The sequence below is a fragment of the Emticicia sp. SJ17W-69 genome (genome assembly GCF_051209875.1).
Lineage (GTDB): Bacteria > Bacteroidota > Bacteroidia > Cytophagales > Spirosomataceae > Emticicia.
This window is the reverse complement of record NZ_JBNTQY010000003.1, coordinates 1-22,327: the sequence shown is the minus strand read 5'-3', so window position 1 is coordinate 22,327 and position 22,327 is coordinate 1. Positions and strand designations below refer to the sequence as shown.

Below are 22,327 nucleotides of genomic sequence, written 5' to 3'. Positions count from 1 at the left end.
TTATTTTTAATTAAAAATAAGGCTCTCTTTATTTAATTACAGCCACTTGTTTCGGCCTTGAAGACAGTTCCTGTTTCAGTCTTAAATCCTGGTTGTAATAACACACTCTTTCCTGCACTGAAAGTAATATTTGCACCTGTTTGAATTGTAGTGGTGTTTCCAGTTGGTGGAGCAGTAATTGTATTGATTGCTTTTTGCACTTGAGTACCTGTTTGGTTACCAGATATGTTAAGAGTACTTGGACATGGTGAATTTGTTACAGTAACTGATACAGGAGTTCTATTAGTTGGTAAACAACCACACTGTACATAATAGATAGTAGTTGTTGTTAAAACACCAGTGTTTAAGGTATTAAGATTTGAAATAGGGATTCCACCTGTACGTTCAGCATACCAAATAAAGTTACTGCAACCCGTTGCTGACAAGATTGTAGATTGCCCTGATTGAATTGTAGTGCCAGATGCCGTTGGTGGAGCAGGTATTGAAATATTTGATGTTGCAGTAGCCGAACATCCAAGACTATTTGTAACTGTTACAGTATAAGTACCATAAATAGCCGTTGTAAAGTTTTTTACTCCTGCATTTTGACTATTACTTGTGAATCCATTAGGCCCTTGCCAGAAATAACTACTTCCGCCCGAAGAAGAAAGTCCAATACTGAATCCTGAATTACAAATACCTGCTGAGCTTGCAGTGGCAGTTGGTGGAGGATTTATTGTCACATTGATAGTAGCCGTAGCCGTACATCCATTAGTATTAGTAACAGTTACCATATAATTGCCTGTTGCTAAGGCAGTTACATTAGGAATGGTAGGATTCTGAGCAGTAGAACTAAATCCATTGACACCAGTCCACGAATAACTTGTTCCTCCCGAAGCTGTGAAATTGAGTGTACTACCCACACATTTTGGAGAATTACTACCAATAGTTGGAATGGGCAAAGGATTGATGGTGACGTTTGTAGTAGCTGTAGCCGTACATCCATTAGTATTAGTAACAGTTACCATATAATTGCCTGTTGCTAAGGCAGTTACATTAGGAATGGTAGGATTCTGAGCAGTAGAACTAAATCCATTGACACCAGTCCACGAATAACTTGTTCCTCCCGAAGCTGTGAAATTGAGTGTACTACCCACACATTTTGGAGAATTACTACCAATAGTTGGAATGGGCAAAGGATTGATGGTGACGTTTGTAGTAGCTGTAGCCGTACATCCATTAGTATTAGTAACAGTTACCATATAATTGCCTGTTGTTAAGGCAGTTACATTAGGAATGGTAGGGTTTTGAATGGTAGAATTAAATCCATTGACACCTGTCCATGAGTAACTTGTTCCTCCCGAAGTAGTGAGATTGAGTGTACTACCCACACATTTTGGAGAATTACTACCAATAGTTGGAATGGGCAAAGGATTGATAGTGACGTTTGTAGTAGCTGTAGCCGTACATCCATTAGTATTAGTAACAGTTACCATATAATTACCTGTTGTTAAGGCAGTTACATTAGGAATGGTAGGATTCTGAGCAGTAGAACTAAATCCATTGACACCAGTCCACGAATAACTTGTACCTCCCGAAGCTGTGAGATTGAGTGTACTACCCACACATTTTGGAGAATTACTACCAATAGTTGGAGTAGGCAAAGGATTAATGGTAACAGCAGTTGTGGCTGTAGCCGTACATCCATTAGCATTTGTAACAGTCACCATATAATTGCCTGTTGCTAAGGCAGTTACATTTGGAATGGTAGGATTCTGAGCAGTAGAACTAAATCCATTGACTCCTGCCCACGAGTAACTTGTTCCTCCCGAAGCTGTGAAATTGAGTGTACTACCCACACATTTTGGAGAATTACTACCAATGGTTGGAATGGGCAAAGGATTGATAGTGACGTTTGTAGTAGCTGTAGCCGTACATCCATTAGTATTAGTAACAGTTACCATATAATTGCCTGTTGTTAAGGCAGTTACATTGAAAATCTTAGGATTCTGAATGGTAGAATTAAATCCATTGACACCTGTCCATGAGTAACTTGTTCCTCCCGAAGCTGTGAAATTGAGTGTACTACCCACACATTTTGGAGAATTACTACCAATAGTTGGAATGGGCAAAGGATTGATAGTGACGTTTGTAGTAGCTGTAGCCGTACATCCATTAGCATTTGTAACAGTCACCATATAATTACCTGTTGTTAAGGCAGTTACATTAGGAATGGTAGGATTCTGAGCAGTAGAACTAAATCCATTGACACCAGTCCACGAATAACTTGTACCTCCCGAAGCAGTGAGATTGAGTGTACTACCCACACATTTTGGAGAATTACTACCAATAGTTGGAGTAGGCAAAGGATTAATGGTAACAGCAGTTGTGGCTGTAGCCATACATCCATTAGCATTTGTAGCAGTCACCATATAATTGCCTGTTGCTAAGGCAGTTACATTAGGAATGGTAGGGTTTTGAATGGTAGAACTAAATCCATTGACACCAGTCCACGAATAACTTGTACCTCCCGAAGCAGTGAGATTGAGTGTACTACCCACACATTTTGGAGAATTACTACCAATAGTTGGAGTAGGCAAAGGATTAATGGTAACAGCAGTTGTGGCTGTAGCCGTACATCCATTAGCATTTGTAACAGTCACCATATAATTGCCTGTTGCTAAGGCAGTTACATTTGGAATGGTAGGGTTTTGAATGGTAGAATTAAATCCATTGACACCAGTCCACGAATAACTTGTTCCTCCCGAAGCAGTGAGATTGAGTGTACTACCCACACATTTTGGAGAATTACTACCAATAGTTGGAATGGGCAAAGGATTGATGGTGACGTTTGTAGTAGCTGTAGCCGTACATCCATTAGCATTTGTAACAGTCACCATATAATTACCTGTTGTTAAGGCAGTTACATTAGGAATGGTAGGATTCTGAGCAGTAGAGCTAAATCCATTGACACCAGTCCACGAATAACTTGTTCCTCCCGAAGCTGTGAAATTGAGTGTACTACCCACACATTTTGGAGAATTACTACCAATAGTTGGAGTAGGCAAAGGATTAATGGTAACAGCAGTTGTGGCTGTAGCCGTACATCCATTAGCATTTGTAACAGTCACCATATAATTACCTGTTGTTAAGGCAGTTACATTAGGAATGGTAGGATTCTGAGCAGTAGAACTAAATCCATTGACACCAGTCCACGAATAACTTGTACCCCCCGAAGCAGTGAGATTGAGTGTACTACCCACACATTTTGGAGAATTACTACCAATAGTTGGAATGGGCAAAGGATTGATAGTGATGTTTGTAGTAGCTGTAGCCGTACATCCGTTAGCATTTGTAACAGTCACCATATAATTGCCTGTTGCTAAGGCAGTTACATTAGGAATGGTAGGGTTTTGAATGGTAGAGCTAAATCCATTGACACCAGTCCACGAATAACTTGTTCCTCCCGAAGCAGTGAGATTGAGTGTACTACCCACACATTTTGGAGAATTACTACCAATAGTTGGAGTAGGCAAAGGATTAATGGTAACAGCAGTTGTGGCTGTAGCCGTACATCCATTAGCATTTGTAACAGTCACCATATAATTGCCTGTTGCTAAGGCAGTTACATTAGGAATGGTAGGATTCTGAGCAGTAGAACTAAATCCATTGACACCAGTCCACGAATAACTTGTTCCTCCCGAAGCAGTGAGATTGAGTGTACTACCCACACATTTTGGAGAATTACTACCAATAGTTGGAGTAGGCAAAGGATTAATGGTAACAGCAGTTGTGGCTGTAGCCGTACATCCATTAGCATTTGTAACAGTCACCATATAATTGCCTGTTGCTAAGGCAGTTACATTTGGAATGGTAGGATTCTGAGCAGTAGAACTAAATCCATTGACTCCTGCCCACGAGTAACTTGTACCCCCCGAAGCAGTGAGATTGAGTGTACTACCCACACATTTTGGAGAATTACTACCAATAGTTGGAATGGGCAAAGGATTGATGGTAACAGCAGTTGTGGCTGTAGCCGTACATCCATTAGCATTTGTAACAGTCACCATATAATTACCTGTTGTTAAGGCAGTTACATTAGGAATGGTAGGGTTTTGAATGGTAGAGCTAAATCCATTGACACCAGTCCACGAATAACTTGTTCCTCCCGAAGCTGTGAAATTGAGTGTACTACCCACACATTTTGGAGAATTACTACCAATAGTTGGAGTAGGCAAAGGATTAATGGTAACAGCAGTTGTGGCTGTAGCCGTACATCCATTAGCATTTGTAACAGTCACCATATAATTACCTGTTGCTAAGGCAGTTACATTTGGAATGGTAGGATTCTGAGCAGTAGAACTAAATCCATTGACACCAGTCCATGAGTAACTTGTTCCTCCCGAAGCAGTGAGATTGAGTGTACTACCCACACATTTTGGAGAATTACTACCAATAGTTGGAATGGGCAAAGGATTGATGGTGACGTTTGTAGTAGCTGTAGCCGTACATCCATTAGCATTTGTAACAGTCACCATATAATTACCTGTTGTTAAGGCAGTTACATTAGGAATGGTAGGGTTTTGAATGGTAGAGCTAAATCCATTGACACCAGTCCACGAATAACTTGTTCCTCCCGAAGCAGTGAGATTGAGTGTACTACCCACACATTTTGGAGAATTACTACCAATAGTTGGAGTAGGCAAAGGATTAATGGTAACAGCAGTTGTGGCTGTAGCCGTACATCCATTAGCATTTGTAACAGTCACCATATAATTACCTGTTGTTAAGGCAGTTACATTTGGAATGGTAGGATTCTGAGCAGTAGAACTAAATCCATTGACACCAGTCCACGAATAACTTGTACCTCCCGAAGCAGTGAGATTGAGTGTACTACCCACACATTTTGGAGAATTACTACCAATAGTTGGAGTAGGCAAAGGATTAATGGTAACAGCAGTTGTGGCTGTAGCCGTACATCCATTAGCATTTGTAACAGTCACCATATAATTGCCTGTTGCTAAGGTATTTACATTAGGAATGGTAGGATTCTGAGCAGTAGAACTAAATCCATTGACACCAGTCCACGAATAACTTGTACCTCCCGAAGCTGTGAAATTGAGTGTACTACCCACACATTTTGGAGAATTACTACCAATAGTTGGAGTAGGCAAAGGATTAATGGTAACAGCAGTTGTGGCTGTAGCTGTACATCCATTAGCATTTGTAACAGTCACCATATAATTGCCTGTTGCTAAGGCAGTTACATTTGGAATGGTAGGATTCTGAGCAGTAGAGCTAAATCCATTGACACCAGTCCACGAATAACTTGTTCCTCCCGAAGCTGTGAAATTGAGTGTACTACCCACACATTTTGGAGAATTACTACCAATAGTTGGAGTAGGCAAAGGATTAATGGTAACAGCAGTTGTGGCTGTAGCCGTACATCCATTAGCATTTGTAACAGTCACCATATAATTACCTGTTGTTAAGGCAGTTACATTAGGAATGGTAGGGTTTTGAATGGTAGAATTAAATCCATTGACACCAGTCCACGAATAACTTGTTCCTCCCGAAGCAGTGAGATTGAGTGTACTACCCACACATTTTGGAGAATTACTACCAATAGTTGGAGTAGGCAAAGGATTAATGGTAACAGCAGTTGTGGCTGTAGCCGTACATCCATTAGCATTTGTAGCAGTCACCATATAATTGCCTGTTGCTAAGGCAGTTACATTAGGAATGGTAGGATTCTGAGCAGTAGAACTAAATCCATTGACTCCTGCCCACGAGTAACTTGTACCCCCCGAAGCAGTGAGATTGAGTGTACTACCCACACATTTTGGAGAATTACTACCAATAGTTGGAGTAGGCAAAGGATTAATGGTAACAGCAGTTGTGGCTGTAGCCGTACATCCATTAGCATTTGTAACAGTCACCATATAATTGCCTGTTGCTAAGGCAGTTACATTTGGAATGGTAGGATTCTGAGCAGTAGAACTAAATCCATTGACTCCTGCCCACGAGTAACTTGTACCCCCCGAAGCAGTGAGATTGAGTGTACTACCCACACATTTTGGAGAATTACTACCAATAGTTGGAATGGGCAAAGGATTGATAGTGATGTTTGTAGTAGCTGTAGCCGTACATCCGTTTAGATTAGTAACAGTCACCATATAATTGCCTGTTGCTAAGGCAGTTACATTGGAAATTGTAGGGTTTTGTAAAGAACTTGTAAAACTATTTGGTCCAGTCCATAAATAGCTATCTGCTTTATTGCTAAAAAGAGTCAATGAGTTTCCGCTGCATAAAGGAGAATTACTCGATATGTCAATGCCACATTTATCTGCCAATAATTCTTTAATTTGACTATTTGAGAAAGCCGACCCAAATATTTTTACTTCATCTAAATCACCATTGAGTGATAAAACAAGATTGCCCAAATCTATATCAGCTCCTAAAAGTAAAGGATGATTATCATACAAAATTTCACCGGTGAATGGATGTGTATCAATGAGTTCTCCATTTATGTAAAATTTATGTGTGTCATTATCTCTATCAATGACCTGAACTAAATTAATCCATCTGTTGATTGGTGAAGGGCTGAATAAAATTTGATCGAGATTGGAAACATTGTCTAAACCAAGAACTGAAATAAGATAGTCATTATTGGTTAAAAATTGCCATGAATTTGTGATATTTGTGCCAAGGGGTTTACTTAAAATCGCTTGAAAGTTGCTACCAGATAATTTTACCCAAGCCGAAATCGTAATGTTGGCAGGATGTAATAAAGCATTATCATTGACACTGATATAATTTGAGATGTTTCCATCAAAATGTAAAGATCCAGTGGGATTGCCGTTCACATCAGTCGCCGAATTAAGCGTACCATGAATCGTACCATGTAAATTGTTTCCACTAAAATCTGTGGCATTGCCATCAAGCTTATAATAAGCTATAAGACCACTACAAGATGCTGTTGACTTTACATTGATTGTAGAAGTAGCGGTTGCAGAGCAATTAGCAGAAACTATCGAAAGAGAATAAATACCTGATGCTGCTGTACTGATATTTGATATGGTTGGATTTTGTAAATTACTTGTAAAGCCATTTGGTCCAGTCCAAGAATAAGTAAAATTTGGGGGAGCAGAAAGTGCTAAATCACTACCCTCGCAAAGAGTAGTAGCATTTGCTCCTATTGATACCGTACAAGGAACAACGTTATACAGATTTAAAACTTGTTGGTCGGTAAAGGCCGAACCATAGATACGAACATCATCCAAATCTCCATTTAATGCACCAAACATACCACCATTATCTATATCCATACCAAAAAAAACAGGTTTATCATCATAAATAATTTCACCTGTATATGCCTGACTGGCAACTAAATTGCCATTTAAGTATAATTTATGTATGTCATTGTCTGTATCAACAACTTGTACTAAGTGAACCCAACTGTCTCTTGGAAATGGGGAATATTGAAGAACAGAATATTCCCCACAGGCTGAAGCATTGTAAAATGACCAAGAACTAAGATTACTTCCATCAAAACCCAATTGCCATGGATTTTGGATACAATTTCCGTAGTTTTTACCCACAAAGGCTTGAAAACTACTACCCGACATTTTTACCCAAGTCGCAAGAGTTACACTTTTCGGTCTTAATAAAAAATGGTCAGCAACACTAATTCGATTATTAACATCTCCATTGAAGTGCATTGCACTGTTAGGATTGCCAAATCTATCAGGGGTTGCCAATACTGTACCACTTATCACACCGTGTAAATTATTCCCGCTGACATCATCAGCAGTGCCATCGAGTGGATAATGGGCAATTAATTCCTCACAGGGACCATTTTGCAAAACAATATCTAAAGTACGTGCAGGACTTGTGCCTGCACCATTATTAGCAGTTACACTTAATGTTCCAGCGGTTGCATTCATATCAAAATTGATAGAAACGCTATTAGTAGTACTACTAAACGTTGCCCCTGTTCCTGAATAGGACCAATTATACGTTACACCAGCTACATTAGGTACAGTATAAATTACATTACTTTTTCCTTTACAAACAGATGTACTACTTTCAGTAAAACCCTCTGGTTGTGAAGGAATCTGAACATTAATGATTACAGTTACAGGTGTACGTTGAGAAAAACAATTAGAACCATCTTCGCAAGAAGCAAAATAAGTTGTATTAGCTGTCAAAACAGGAGTACTATAACTATTACCCGTTTGCAAGAGTGTACCACCAAATGCTTGGTCATACCATTTTACAGCACCATTTGTACATGCCGCAGTAAGAGATGCTAAATTACCTGCTGTTACAATAGTAGTAGTTATCGTAGGTGGCGATAAAATACCAATTATTAAATTCGATTGAATTGAACTTACAGGGTAACTTGATTTAACTCTTAGGATATAACCGTTTGAGCTTGGGGCTGTTGATGGTATAACTAAACTGGCTGTAGTAGCTGTATTACCTGCAATTGTGGTACTTGCAATTGGGGACTCAAAATTGCCATTTTGATCCGATATCTCAACAGTAAAATTGTTATCAGCATTAATTTTTTGGTGCTGAAAAGTTGCAGTTAATGTACTATTTTGACAAATTTGAGATTGAGATAAATTAAGAGATTGAAGTACAGATCCTCCACCTCCTCCAAAAATTCCTTCGATTAATTCGATTTCATAACAAGGAATTGGAAAGTTTTCTTCATCGATTGTGAAACAAGAAGGGCAAATTGTTAAACAATAAGAATAATAAGTATCACAGGGTATTCCAATACATTCAATAAGTTGTTTTGAGCCTGTTGGTTCTATATTCAGAGGAATTTCTAAGCTGATAGCTGAAGAATTACCAATGGCTGAAGCAACTAATTTAACAGATTGGATTGAACGACAAGTATCATAACAGCTTGTTTTTTCCTTCTGGTAAAGCTTTACTTCAAATGGACCAGCATTATTAGATGGATTCGTAAAATATACATTTATTGTAGAACCCAGAGTTGCTATTGTTGGCGTTGGAGATACTACTTCTTGCCCAAAAGCAATTCGAGATAAGAAGAAAATAATTAGTATTTTTTTCATTTTTTTATTATTTCATGACAGTTATAGATATTGAACATTCGACCAAACTGAGTATTGATAGATTTTCATTGATAAAGATTTTAGAAATTATTTTTTTTGGTTTTGAGTAATATAAAATAAACACACCAACCCCACCAAAAGCCTAAAACTCATATCGATCCAGAAAAAGGTATTGCTCGGAAGGTTTACTATATAGACATCATAGCAACCCTTCAAAAAACTGCCAACTGTAGTAATTGAGGTGGTAAGGAGAATGGCTTGAGAAACTTTTGATTGTTCATTGCGTAACAAAAAAGAAAGAAAGCCCATTGTAATATTGCTAATCCCCACATATTGGATAATAGAAATATGGTAATGATCAATTGGCTGAACACCATAATTTATTAATGAACCGCCTGCATTAAATAGCATCATACAGCCAGTAAGAATGCCATAAATGGCAAGAAATAGTAAGAAGTTGGAAGTTTTCATTTTTTAAATTAGGGTTATTTTTTGAAGAAAAATATTGACTTTATCTATCGTATAAGGGCTATTAATACTGAGACAAATGTGATAATATTTATAAGTAAAGCTTTCAAAATCCGATTTAACGGTAGTAGTTTCGATTTATCGGTCATTTAAAAGCGATTTTTTCAAGCCATTTACTTTTCGCCTTGAAACCATCACTTTTTTATTGTTAGTCATTTGAACTTGCTTATGTGGCTCTAAAAAATGTTTCACACATTCAAGATTAATCATAAATGATTTATGAGTTCGGTAGAAGTTAAAAGGCTCAAAGCGTGCTTGAAGGCTTTTGAGTGGCGTGGCAACAATAAATTTTTCTCCATCTTTGAAATGGATAACTGTATAATTAATATCTGCTTGAAGAAGCATGATTTCATTAGGTTTTACCCAACGAAATCCACCAATAGGAATTGTATTTTCCATAGCTAAGGGTTGTTTTAGGTTTATAATTTTTTATTGACAATTAAACTTGTATCCAACCATTCTTCAAGGCTTCTTTTACCAATCCAACTACCGACTGTACTCCGAGCTTACGAAACATATTTCGGCGATGACTTTCTACTGTTGGAATACTTATATTTAGAAAGTGTGCTATCTGTTCAGTTGTGAGTTCATTGGCTATTAGCTCCAATATTTCTTGTTCTCGCTTTGTCAGTGCCATTGCCGTTTAAGGGGTTTATTTTCCTTACAAAATTGTGGTTTCTCGAAATAATAAATTGTCAAGGTTTACCATGAATTTTAGTAGTGGTAAACCATGATTTTTTACTCATGGTTTACCATGATATTTAAGAGGGAGGTTTGGAAATGTGAAGGCTTTTACAGAAATTTCAAAGAATTCTTAGAAAATCATTCTTTTGGACAATGAAAAATATGTATTGGTATTTATTAGTTCTGTTAGCTTTACTTGACTACAAAGCTTGTTGCTCAAACTATTAGACCAAGCAACAAAAATCAATTGTAATGCTGAATTTCGATTCCAATTCAAAACATTTAACTGTGATGAAATATATACTTAACTTCATTTTGTTTTTTGTTGCTTTTGCGACTTTTTCGCAAAAATCGGTTTTTCGTATAGATAGTTTGCCAAAAGAAGGCATTTTATTGAACAAAAGCTGGAAGTTTCATGCAGGCGATAACCCTGATTTTGCAAAATCTAAGTTTGATGATAGTAAATGGGAAAGTATTGACCCGACGAAGGATGTAAAGGACTTACCTCAGATAAAAAAAGCTAAAATAGGGTATTTAAGATTAAATTTTACTGTTGATTCTTCATTGGTTAATAAAGCCTTTGCGTTTGAAATTGACCAAACAGTAGCTTCTGAAATATATCTCAATAATGCTTTGATTCATAGCTTGGGTGTTGTGAGCCAAGAAAAAGAACAAATTTTATTACCCAATGGTCAACTTTATAGTCTTGTTTTTCAAAAGATTGGAATGCAAACACTCTGTATTCGATTTTCTTTTGCCAATCCCCCAATTTTTCTAAAACATAAGCCAAAGGAATATAATCTTTTTAAAGTGCGAATAGTTGATTTAGATAATTCTTTTGAAGGTTTTGTGAAAAAAAAAAATGATTATGCCTTACTCGATTATTTGAAAGTAGGGTTATTCCTTTTTTTATTTTTAATACATTTTTTCTTTTTTATTTCCTACCCGCAACAAAAATCAAACCTTTATATTAGTCTATATGCACTTTGTAATGTATTCATCTTTCATTTTGAAAATCTCGTTACTAACTTACCCATTTTTGCTACGTCATTATACGTTGAAACAAGTTTGATAATTATTTTATCGACATTTATTGCCATTTTAACATTCCTTATAATTTATGATTTCTTAAACCTACCCAAAAAAAGTATGTTTTGGATAGGAATTTTGGTCTTTTTATCAGCTTACCCAGTATGTTTTTATAACCCTAATTTCGGTATATTCTATTATAATTTATCTCTTGCAGGACTCCTTGCCATTGAATCTATAAGGTTATCTATCAAAACAATCGGGAATGGTATCACTGCCGCATGGTACATATTTGCTGGATATATATGTTATATTTTATTTTTTGCTATCTGGTATATGATAGAGTTTCGTATTTTACAGTACTCAGAATTCGGAATTACTCTATTTGCTAATTTATGTTTAACAAGCGTTCCTATTTGTTTATCACTAATGCTTGCAAGTGAATATACCCGAACGGGTAAGAGTTTGGTTCAAAAGTTGAATGAAGTAGAAAAACTATCCACTGAGAAACAACAAATTCTAAAAATTCAAAATGAAACCCTTGAAAAACAAAATTCTGAACTTCAAACTGCTCTTCTGCAAGGTCAAACCATCGAACGCAAGCGTGTAGCTGCCGATTTACATGATAATTTAGGCAGTACCTTGTCGGCACTTTGGTTGAGTGTCGATACGATTGATAAATCGAAGATGAATAAAGAAGAAAAAGATATTCATCAAAACCTCAGAGAAAACCTCGAAAAAGCCTATAATGATGTGCGTTTGCTGTCACATAACTTACTTCCCGATGAACTTGAAAAACAAGGACTTACAGCCGCATTACAGTATTTTGTTAGAAAAATTAATCAGAATACGAGTATAAAATTTGATTTACAGATTGATAAAACGCTTGACAAATTAAATAAAAAAATAGAGTTTGAACTTTACAGTATTTGCCTGGAATTAGTCAATAATATCATCAAACATTCAAAAGCTACTGAGGCAAAAATTAAAATCTCAAAAACCGAAAATCAATTAAAACTTATAATTGAAGATAACGGAATCGGTTTTTATGAAAATAATTCTAATGGCAAAGGAATGAAAAATGTACAAGCCAGAATTGAGTCTTTGAATGGGGATTGGGGCTTACAAAATATTGAAAACATAGGTGTAGTCAATGAAATAGTCATAGTGGTTTAGTAAAAAAATAGAGATATACCTATTATAAATAATAAAATTTATTTGTTATGTTAATAAGAAAAATAGTTGTAAAGTTATGTTTTTTGGTGTTGCTCCCTTTGTGCAATTATGGACAGTCAGATTTTGCTAAACACAAAAATCGGTATTTGGCATTAGCCAAACAAATCCAGTCAATTAGAAGAGATACACTAATGATTATAGAGTTGGATTCTCTTATGCTCTGTATAAATTATGCTGATAGAAAGGAGGTGAAAGAGTTTGATGAAACCTATATTCGGAATCTACTTAAAACCCAATCTCAATTAAGTAATTGGGAAAAAGGGACCGCTATCTATAATTTATGGAACGGGGTGCATAAATTTACTTACACAGGTGAACATATTAAATCTTTTCAGTTTTTAGCTGAAGCAGAATCTCAATTTGAAAAATTGAAGGATTATGACCACCAAGCTTTAACACTTACAAGAATGGGGTTAAGCATTATTTATAATTTCAAAGGTGTCTTTAATGAATTAAAATATATTGAAAAGGCGATATTAGTTGCTAAAAAAGCAAATAACAAAAGACATTTATTTAATGCACTGAATGCAAAAGGTGAATATTATTACACAAAAAATGAGTTTAAAAATGCTTTGAAAGTGTATAGAGAATATGATATTCTTAACGACCCCAAAAAAATCAATAACCAGGGTAACAAATTAAATACAGGTTTTACCCTCCTTCAACTCGATAGCTTGGATGAGGCATTAAGTTTAATAAATTCTACACTCGAAAAAATCCCTGTTAATTCTTTACATGAAAAATATTTACATTGGGAAACATACAAAGAATTAATTTCATATTATATAAGAAAGAAGAATTTTAAGGAGGCAAAAAAGTACTTACCCAAATTAATAAAATTCAGCTATGATAAAGCTCATTTAGAGCTTTATCCCAATTATGTCTATAAAGTAGAAAAAGGTTTGAAAAACTATCAGGCCGCATTAGAAGCTCTTGAAAAACACCAACTTTATTTACTTGAAGATAAAAGGGAGATTGAACAAAATAATATTGAAGGAATGAAATCTCAGGCTGCTCTTCATGAGCAAGCTGAAAAACTTCAAAAAGCTGAACTCGAAAAACTACGTTCTGAAAATGCAAATCAAAATCAAGCTCGATGGTTTTGGACAATTCTAAGTGTAATAGGCATATTATCAACTATTTATGTGCTTCAAACAAATAAACAATTGAGACAGTATAACGAATCGTTACTTAATAAAAATGCTCAAATATCTGTTGCTCTATTACAAGGTCAAACCATTGAACGCCAGCGGGTGGCCATTGATTTACATGATAATTTGGGAAGTACACTTTCGGCTCTTTGGCTGAATGTTGATATGATAGACAAATCGAAGATGAATGATGAAGAAAAGGAAATTCATCAGAATCTAAGAGAAAACCTCGAAAAGGCGTATAATGATGTACGTTTGTTGTCGCATAATCTTTTGCCTGAAGAATTTGAAAAACAAGGGCTTGTGCCAACACTACACGGCTTGGTCAGAAAAATAAGCAAAAACTCAAAAATTCGTTTCGATTTACAAGTTGCCGATGACTTTGGCAGAGTACATAATAAAATTGAGTTCGAGTTATACAGTATTTGCCTCGAATTAGTCAATAATATCATCAAACACTCAAAAGCCACTGAAGCAAAAATATCACTTTCTCGAACTGAAAAGCAAATCAAATTGATAGTTTCAGACAACGGAATAGGCACTTTTAAGAATGAAAGCGATGGTAAAGGTATGAAAAATGTAAAGGCAAGAGTGGATTCTCTGAATGGGATTTGGATTATAGATTCAAAAGAAAATCAAGGGACAAATTCACAAATAAATATACCGATTTAGTCTATGAGAAAACTATTAATATTGAGTTTATTGGCTAATTTTCATTTAGGCGTTTATGCTCAAAATGAAGTTTTTCGTATAGACAGCATACCACAGCAAGGTATTTTGCTAGATAAAGGTTGGAAATTTCATGTAGGAGACAACCCCGACTTTGCCAAACCTGACTTTGATGATAGCGAATGGAGTAGTATTGACCCGACACAAGATGTGATGGATTTAATACAGTGCAGAAAATCGCCTATCATTTGGTTGAGATTGAGATTGCTGCCTAATAATGAATTTGATGACAAATTTCTTGCACTTATTGTAAAACAAACAGGAGCCAGTGAAATTTATCTGAATGGTAAATTGATTCATTCTTTTGGACACATTTCTGAAAGAAGAGAGGAGGTAAAAGGTTATGATCCTATGGGAGAACAAATCTCGCTTCCATTAAAAACTAATTACTTTAATTGTCTGGCAGTGAGATTTGCTTATCCGAACATATTTTTGGTATCTGATTTGAATTTTCCGAATCCAGCCTTTAAATCAATCATTAATATTGTAGAAAATGCTCCAATTTCAATCGATAAAATTAATAGTTTGTCACAAAGGGCTCATAATTCGGGATATATAAAAACAGGAATTTTTTTATTTCTTTCACTCTTTCATCTTTTGTTATTCTTCCAATATAAGCATAAAAAAGCCAATTTATATTTTGGAATATACACATTTGTTACAGGTTATATATTATTTTCCTCAAATATTAAATATTTTATTAATGATTTGTATGATCATAACCTTTTAACAATTATCCATCTTTTACTTAGTCCAATTGCTGAATTATGTTTGTTAATTGCCTTATATTACCTCTTAGAGTTGAAAAAAGATAAATTTTATAATTATATAATTTTTTGCTTCATTGTAGTTATACCAACAATGATTTATCCATATAAGACAGGTCAATTATTTGGATTTATTTTAACTAAATTTTTTTTGTGTATCTACATACCTTTTATTTCATTTAAGGCTTATCGAAATGGTAAGAAAGAAGCTATTAGTATTACTATTGCAGCAGTGATGTTTTTATTTGGTATGACCATTTACATATTTATTCGAGATACTAAATACTGGATATTTCAGGAAATATCCTTCGATTTAGCATTATTGTCGATACCCTTTGCAATATCTTATATATTAGCCACCGAATACAAGAGGAATTATTTGATACAAACAAATAATCTTAAAGAATTTCAACGCCTTGCACAAGAAAAGCAAGAAAACCTCCAAAAACAAAACGCTGAACTCCAAGCTGCACTTTTGAAAGGTCAAACCATCGAACGCCAGCGAGTGGCCCTCGACTTACATGATAATCTGGGCAGTACACTTTCAGCACTTTGGCTGAATGTTGATATGATAGACAAATCAAAAATGAATGATGAAGAGAAAGAAATTCATCAAAATCTAAGAGAAAATCTCGAAAAAGCCTATAATGATGTGCGTTTATTGTCGCATAATCTCCTTCCAGAAGAATTTGAAAAGCAAGGGCTTGTGCCAACACTTCAAGGTTTTGTTCGAAAAATCAGCAAGAACGCCAAGATTCGTTTCGACTTGCATATTGCAGAGGACTTTGGCAGAGTCGATAATAAAATTGAGTTTGAACTATATAGTATTTGCCTCGAATTAGTCAATAATATCATCAAACACTCAAAAGCCACTGAAGCAAAAATATCACTTTCTCGTACCGAAAAACAAATAGAATTGATAGTTTCTGATAATGGAATCGGTACTTTCAACAACGAAAGCGATGGCAAAGGCATGAAAAATGTTAAGGCAAGAGTTGAGTCATTAAATGGGATTTGGAATTTGCAAAATATTGAAAATAAGGGTGTTAGGAGCGAAGTGTTGATTCCTATTTAATCTACTAAACCATGTTTGATGGCAAATTTTACCATACCAATGGCACTTTTAACGTTGAGTTTTTTCATTAAATTAGCACGATGTGTTTCAACTGTTGAAATACTAATAAAAAGCTTTTCAGCGATTTCGGCAGTTGATTGTTCTTGGGTAATCAATTTTAAAATCTCAATTTCCCTTGCTGTCAAATGTTCAATCGTTTCGGGTCGAGCATCGTTATAATCTTCAACAGCAGTGGCTGCCAATTCTTCAATAACAGCTTCGCTATAATATTTTTTGCCATCCATCAGTTTTAGAATAGCCGTGTGGAGTTCTTCTTTACCTGTTTTTTTCAAAATATAGCCATGTACACCCGCACGCAATGCTTCTCGGATGTGCCGTGCATCTTCTGCCATTGTCAATAATAAAATCTTAAGATTTATTGAGGGTAGCATATGATATATTATATAATTTATCTTATGTTAAGTAATAAAACCATTTATAATTTATATAGATACCCTCTCAAACGATTCTGGTATTGATTCCAATAAATTTCTTTAATTTCTTCACTCAAAAAGGAATTATCTATCATCATTTTTACAGTCGATGATTTTTTTGAAAAATCAAGCATTATTCTCTCAACTCTATTTTTGGGAATACCAATTTTAATACCAAATTCAAAAAAATCAGTATAACTATAATAGCCTAAAACATTATAAGAATCTGAATAGTAATCACCTGAAAATAAATCCAATGCCAATGCGGGTTCATTTGGTGTGTGCAAAAAAGTACACAGTAAATCATATGCAGGCGAAAGCCTAAAATCGTTAAATTTGGTTTGAATCAAAGAAAAGTTTTTAAGGTGAGCATCACCATTTGAAAATAGATAATTAAATAAAATAACCTTATAAAAGCGTTCAATTTCGATTTGCCAAGCACCGCAATATCGCTTTATTAAAGCCGCAATTTCTTCATAACTTCCTTCATATTTATAGTTTTCGCCATTACTTTGCCGTGTGACTTGCTTTATTTGACTAAAATCTTCTTGCAACCATTTTGTGCCATCTTCTTTTATATCAAAGCGTTTGACCAAATATGCTGGTTGAGAGTTTTTGAAATAGATCAGTGTATTTTGAGCAGTCTCAATCTTAAAAATCTGTGAAGCAATCTGCATTGTTAAATGCTCATTTTCGGGTGCGATTTCCAAATGTTGAAATCTTCCAACAGGAATCGGTTTCAAAATATACCTCCCCCCTACTTCGGTCAGTTTCAAAGTATTCTGTTCTAATTTTAAAGAATATTTTACTTGAACACCCGAAATCGAAATTTGCTTGATATTATATTCAAAATCATTATTATAAATAAAATCGGGCGTTTCAAAGTCAAGATATGGAGAGACTTTCTTATTATCAAATAACAGCTTTAGAGCTTTTGCTGAAAACTCGAAAGTCTTTACAGGCTTATATGTTGATAAACATTTATTCATATTTCTTGTACTGTTATTGCTCCAATCGTATCATTTTTGGCGGTTTTTAGCAGTCGTGTAAATTCGTCTTTTTCATCAATTTGATAGGCTTTACATTGAATTTCTTTATTGATTCCCTCTGATAAAAGTCCACTAAAAAAAGGAAAAAGAGAGTTAGATTGAAACAAGTTTGATTGCTTAGGAAACGAAAAGCTTATAGCAGGGTGAGTAGATTTTAGGTAATTTTCTTCATAAGAAAAAGTATAATTATTTGGGGTTTTCTCTAAAATTCCCGCCAAAATATGATTGAAATAAATCTCAGCTTTCATTATTCAGTTTTTTTATACCTATACTCATTTCCATACCCAGCACATCCAATATTTTTTGTAGAGTTTTTAGTGTAGGATTTGCATTATTGTTCTCTATTTTTTGGATTGATTTTGTAGAAATATTACACAGTTCGGCCAAGTCTTCTTGTCGAATTTGTAGATATTTTCTTCGCTCTTCTATAATTTTTCCAAAACTCATAACAGAATTATAATTCTTATTTTGAAGTAAATTTAAAAATAAAAACAATAAAAACAAGCAAATACGAATTATAATTCTTTTTTCTAAATTACATTTTTATTTGAAATAAATTCGAAAGATGTTTAAAATCAGCATAAGTGCAAAATTTGCACTTATGCTGATAAAAGCTTTTTAAGGCTCGAAATTTTACTCATCAATTGCTCGCAATCTTTCTTAGTTGAGATTGTTTTTGCAAAATCAATTACGTCTTTTTTGAGGGCTTTTACTAACTTCTGGTTGCTCTTAACTGGTGATATTTCCTCTCCCTTACTGATTGCATTTTTTATATCTTCAATTGAATTCAGCTCTTCGGTACTTACTTCGATTTTGCCTAACCGCTGAACTTCCTCTTTACTCAAATCAATTTTACCAGCTAATAATTCGCTTTTAATTTCAATTGGGAGTTTCTCAACACCTTTGGCATAATCTCCATCATTTTTTATCGTTCGCGGACTTACCGAATGTTCAATTGCTAATTTTTCGGCAATATCAATACTCTCTTCCCCTCCCCTATTGTATTTCCCTTTACCTGTTTTTTCACGGTTATATCTCAATCCTCTAAAATATGAAATTTGCTCTGGATTTAAGTTTCTTCTACCTAACTGAAAATCAATCATGTAGTCTTTTACGGCATCCAAATCTTCAAAATCCAAAAGACCAATCTTAAAATCAATACCAAATTGCATACAGATTTTATATCTGTTGTGGCCATCAATTAATATAAAAATTGGCTCCTCCCCCTCTCCTGTTCCCGCTTTCAGCTCAGTTGTTTCCCAGACGGTCAGCGGGTCTTTACAACCATGTTTTAGGATATTACTTTCAAGCTGCTTATATTCTTCTGATGTGAGTGGTGGTATAAATTTTTTGAGTGAATCTAATACAACAATTTGCTTTTTTATTTTCTCGGTTTCCGAAAAAGTAGATGGTTGCAAATCAACCAAAGTCTTTTTCATTCCTGCCATAAAATTCTTTGCCATGTTTTTTTTATTTTAAGCCAAAGTCATAACTTCTTTAGCAACGTTCATGTATTGTTCGGCCGAAAGTGACTTAGGGGAATAATTATATAAATCTTGTTTAGCTACCTGCGACTGCTTGATTACGGTCGAACTTTCAATTTGGGTTTTAAAAATATTAAAATGCCCATAAGTTTCCTTGATATGTTCAATCATACCTCTGTGAACACTTTGGTTTTTATGAATCATAGTGAACAAAATTCCTTTGATTGTGAGCGAAAAATTACTATGTTCTCTAATCTCCATGATGCGGTTAAAAAGATTTTCTACCCCATAATACGCCGAAGCTTCGGGTTGCATAGGCACAATGCACTCGTGAGAGGCTACCAAGGCCGCTGTAGTGAGTATATTAAGCGAAGGTGGGCAGTCGATTAAGATATAGTCAAAATCGCTTAAAATAGGACTTATTTTGTTGTGAAGGCGTTTCTCAGCTCCAATTGAATTGACTAACTCTAATTCACGATAAGCCATTCGTATATCCGACGGAGCAATGTTTAGGTTTTCTTCAATCTGAATTATGGGCAAAGGCTCTTTACTTAATAAAGAATCTATGACTTGCATTTCAGGTGAATGAATACCAAAGCACTGTGAAAGATTACCCTGTGAGTCCATATCAATCATCAATACTCGATTGCCCAATAAATTAAGAGCTTTTCCAATATTAATAGTCGAAGTGGTCTTACCCACTCCACCTTTATGATTCACAATCGAAATAACTCTGGCCTTTGAAAACAGTTCATCCGAATAACCGTATTGTCTCAAAACTGGCTCTAACTTGCTCAAATGCGTTTCATTGAGTTTTACCAAACCATCAACTACTTTGTAGAGTATCCTTGATGGAATTCCTGCCTCTTTTTCAATCTGTGTTCGATTGAGTGCAGGTTTCATATTTAAGAACTTAATAACTAATTCTGACGTAATCATACTGTTTGCTTGAAATATTTCTTCAAAAATATAAATATTTATCTTTTAAAACAAATTAAGGATAAATATTTATCTAATATAACTAAAAAAACAAAATCATGCAGAATGCGAAATACAAGGTTCGTTCTCGTAATAAAAAATCAAAAATCGACGAGAACGACGTTTAAATTTCTCTTTCTGCAAAGAATGAATAAACCTTTTTTATACTTAGTAAACTATATAAAATAGAAAGAAAAAAAATTGTATTCAAAATTTAAAAACGAGAAATTTGGTGTACATAAACTATGTATAATTATGACAACGATCTATTCAAATCAGAGCTACCAAAATCAATTATTTACTATTCCACCCGTTGCTAATATTAATCCATCAAACGATATTTGGGCTGATGTAATTGAGCAACTCAATGATTTAATCATGGCACAGTATGATATGTCATTGTTTGAACGAAGAATTTTTATTGCTGTTATTGAAAACATCAGCGATAACTTACTTGAGATTGATGGAATAAAAGTGCTACCCGAAATTTTATTGGATGCTCGCCAAATTATCGCTGCCAGTGGCCTGAAAGGAGAATCTGCTTTTGTTGAATTACAAAAAGCTACAATCAATTTAATCAAACATGTCTGTAAAATTACAGAAACAGATGGGCTTTTACAGGTTTCGTTGTTAAGCAGTGCCAAGTATTTAAAAGGCAAGGGACAAATAAAACTTCGCATTGATGCCAATTTGCACCAATATTTATTAAAGCTAAAAAATCAGTTTAGCATTTGTAGCTTGGAAAAATTGATTTTATTTAAAAGTTATTATTCGCAATGCTTTTATGAATTATTTAAGAAGTTACCAAGACAGAATTCAACGATTACAATTTCAGTTGACCAACTCAGAAACATCCTAAGAATAGGGGATAAGGAATACGAACGCTATTTCGATTTTAAACGCTACATCATTCAACAAGCACAAAAAGAACTTGCCATTCATGACACAAGTTTTGAGTTTAAAGAGAAAAAACAAGGAAAAAAAGTTATTGCATTACAGTTTTTTTTTAAGAAATAAATTTAAAAAAAAAGGCATAAGTGCAAATTTTGCACTTATGCCCATATCACACATTTTCTTCTACGAAAGTTTACACTTTTTCTCCATAAAAATCTAAAAAAAACACTACCCAAATTATCTTTGGTTTTATAGACTCATCAAAACTATAAATTATTTTTACTAATCATTTTAGTATTAACAAACTATCTGTTTTGTTTTTTTACTTTTATTGTATTTTATGTATTTTCAATGCTCGTAATTAATTGATAGTGAATGTTTTATGAACTTAACTATCACCAATATGTCGTTAACTATCACTAATATGTCGTTAACTATCACTAAAATATCGTTTTAACTATCACCAATATGTCGTCAACTATCACCATTATGTCGCTTCTGTAGCAAGGTTATTCCTTATCTCTCTAACTATCACTAATATGTCGGTAACTATCACCAATATGTCGTTTTGATTTAAATCATATTTTTATTCCATTTATTGTTCAAAAAAGCCCCAATTTTCATCAATAAATGACTTGTTCGTTCTATTAACTATCACCAATATGTCGGTAACTATCACCAATATATCGGTAAATACCTTAATCATATTTTTCTTGTATCACTTATGTTTTTTTAGGTGATATTTATTAGCTTTGTATATTAAATATAAAATGAAAAAAATGCGGAAAACAAAACTCTCAGAGAACGTAACAAATCAAATTAAACTAATTCGTAAATCGAATAAGTTGGTGGAAGCACGCTATAAATTTGATATTTGGGAGATGAGAGTCTTTGTAAAAATGCTTACACTTATTAGACCAGATGACCTTGATTTTGCTCAATATCGCATAAGTTCTACCGAAATTATACATGATTTTGGATTATATGATAATGGTTCTATTTATAAATCTATCAAAGAAGGAGCTGAAAAGCTTTTAACTAAACAAGTTGAAATAGAACGAATTGACGATGAAGGAAGGAAGAAAAGAATCAAAGCCAACTTGATTAGTTCGACTGAAAGTTTCGTAGATGAAACCGAAGGCACAGATATTATCTTAAAATTTGACCCTGAACTCCGAC

15 protein-coding genes are annotated in these 22,327 nt (G+C 34.5%); 5 read left to right on the top strand and 10 right to left on the bottom strand.

Annotated features, from left to right (window positions below; genetic code table 11):
• Positions 1 to 32: 32 nt before the first annotated feature.
• The 4 genes from ACQUQZ_RS24540 to ACQUQZ_RS24525 form a co-directional block, all read right to left on the bottom strand.
• On the bottom strand, positions 33 to 9,071 hold the full coding sequence (locus ACQUQZ_RS24540; RefSeq protein WP_435357828.1) for a LamG-like jellyroll fold domain-containing protein: 9,039 nt from the start codon (positions 9,069 to 9,071) through the stop codon (positions 33 to 35).
• An 87-nt stretch (positions 9,072 to 9,158) separates the two neighbouring features.
• Complete coding sequence (locus tag ACQUQZ_RS24535; protein ID WP_435357826.1) at positions 9,159 to 9,542, bottom strand: hypothetical protein; 384 nt, start codon at positions 9,540 to 9,542, stop codon at positions 9,159 to 9,161.
• Between the two features lie 135 nt (positions 9,543 to 9,677).
• Complete coding sequence (locus tag ACQUQZ_RS24530; RefSeq protein WP_435357824.1) at positions 9,678 to 9,998, bottom strand: LytR/AlgR family response regulator transcription factor; 321 nt, start codon at positions 9,996 to 9,998, stop codon at positions 9,678 to 9,680.
• A gap of 40 nt (positions 9,999 to 10,038) precedes the next feature.
• The gene (locus ACQUQZ_RS24525) at positions 10,039 to 10,236 is read right to left on the bottom strand and encodes a response regulator transcription factor (RefSeq protein WP_435357822.1); all 198 of its coding nucleotides are present in this window, start codon (positions 10,234 to 10,236) and stop codon (positions 10,039 to 10,041) included.
• Positions 10,237 to 10,574: 338 nt separating this feature from the next.
• Between ACQUQZ_RS24525 and ACQUQZ_RS24520 the strand changes: the two genes are divergently transcribed.
• From ACQUQZ_RS24520 to ACQUQZ_RS24510, 3 genes are read left to right on the top strand one after another with little or no spacing between them, the layout of a single operon-like run.
• Positions 10,575 to 12,488, top strand: a complete 1,914-nt coding sequence (locus tag ACQUQZ_RS24520) for a histidine kinase (RefSeq protein ID WP_435357821.1) — start codon at positions 10,575 to 10,577, stop codon at positions 12,486 to 12,488.
• Between the two features lie 47 nt (positions 12,489 to 12,535).
• On the top strand, positions 12,536 to 14,371 hold the full coding sequence (locus ACQUQZ_RS24515) for a tetratricopeptide repeat-containing sensor histidine kinase (RefSeq protein WP_435357820.1): 1,836 nt from the start codon (positions 12,536 to 12,538) through the stop codon (positions 14,369 to 14,371).
• A 3-nt stretch (positions 14,372 to 14,374) separates the two neighbouring features.
• Positions 14,375 to 16,270 carry a 7TM diverse intracellular signaling domain-containing protein gene (locus ACQUQZ_RS24510; protein WP_435357819.1) on the top strand — a complete coding sequence of 632 codons (1,896 nt, stop codon included), beginning with the start codon at positions 14,375 to 14,377 and terminating at the stop codon, positions 16,268 to 16,270.
• Here the strand turns inward: ACQUQZ_RS24510 and ACQUQZ_RS24505 are convergent.
• The 6 genes from ACQUQZ_RS24505 to ACQUQZ_RS24480 form a co-directional block, all read right to left on the bottom strand.
• Positions 16,267 to 16,701 carry a LuxR C-terminal-related transcriptional regulator gene (locus ACQUQZ_RS24505; protein ID WP_435357818.1) on the bottom strand — a complete coding sequence of 145 codons (435 nt, stop codon included), beginning with the start codon at positions 16,699 to 16,701 and terminating at the stop codon, positions 16,267 to 16,269. The genes ACQUQZ_RS24510 and ACQUQZ_RS24505 overlap by 4 nt on opposite strands.
• Before the next feature lie 44 nt (positions 16,702 to 16,745).
• Positions 16,746 to 17,732 carry a HipA domain-containing protein gene (locus tag ACQUQZ_RS24500; protein WP_435357817.1) on the bottom strand — a complete coding sequence of 329 codons (987 nt, stop codon included), beginning with the start codon at positions 17,730 to 17,732 and terminating at the stop codon, positions 16,746 to 16,748.
• Positions 17,729 to 18,040, bottom strand: a complete 312-nt coding sequence (locus ACQUQZ_RS24495) for a HipA N-terminal domain-containing protein (RefSeq protein ID WP_435357816.1) — start codon at positions 18,038 to 18,040, stop codon at positions 17,729 to 17,731. The genes ACQUQZ_RS24500 and ACQUQZ_RS24495 overlap by 4 nt, the downstream gene beginning before the upstream one ends.
• Entirely contained in the window at positions 18,030 to 18,239 is a 210-nt protein-coding gene (locus tag ACQUQZ_RS24490; protein WP_435357815.1) for a helix-turn-helix domain-containing protein, read from the bottom strand. The genes ACQUQZ_RS24495 and ACQUQZ_RS24490 overlap by 11 nt, the downstream gene beginning before the upstream one ends.
• 152 nt (positions 18,240 to 18,391) lie before the next feature.
• Complete coding sequence (locus ACQUQZ_RS24485) at positions 18,392 to 19,255, bottom strand: hypothetical protein (protein ID WP_435357814.1); 864 nt, start codon at positions 19,253 to 19,255, stop codon at positions 18,392 to 18,394.
• A gap of 12 nt (positions 19,256 to 19,267) precedes the next feature.
• The gene (locus tag ACQUQZ_RS24480) at positions 19,268 to 20,215 is read right to left on the bottom strand and encodes a ParA family protein (protein ID WP_435357813.1); all 948 of its coding nucleotides are present in this window, start codon (positions 20,213 to 20,215) and stop codon (positions 19,268 to 19,270) included.
• A gap of 294 nt (positions 20,216 to 20,509) precedes the next feature.
• Between ACQUQZ_RS24480 and ACQUQZ_RS24475 the strand changes: the two genes are divergently transcribed.
• Together ACQUQZ_RS24475 and ACQUQZ_RS24470 are read left to right on the top strand one after the other, a co-directional pair.
• Positions 20,510 to 21,271 (top strand): replication initiation protein, encoded by a 762-nt coding sequence (locus ACQUQZ_RS24475; protein ID WP_435357812.1) that lies wholly within the window; start codon positions 20,510 to 20,512, stop codon positions 21,269 to 21,271.
• A gap of 656 nt (positions 21,272 to 21,927) precedes the next feature.
• Positions 21,928 to 22,327 (top strand): replication initiation protein (locus ACQUQZ_RS24470; RefSeq protein WP_435357811.1); only part of this gene is annotated, 400 nt, incomplete at its 3' end.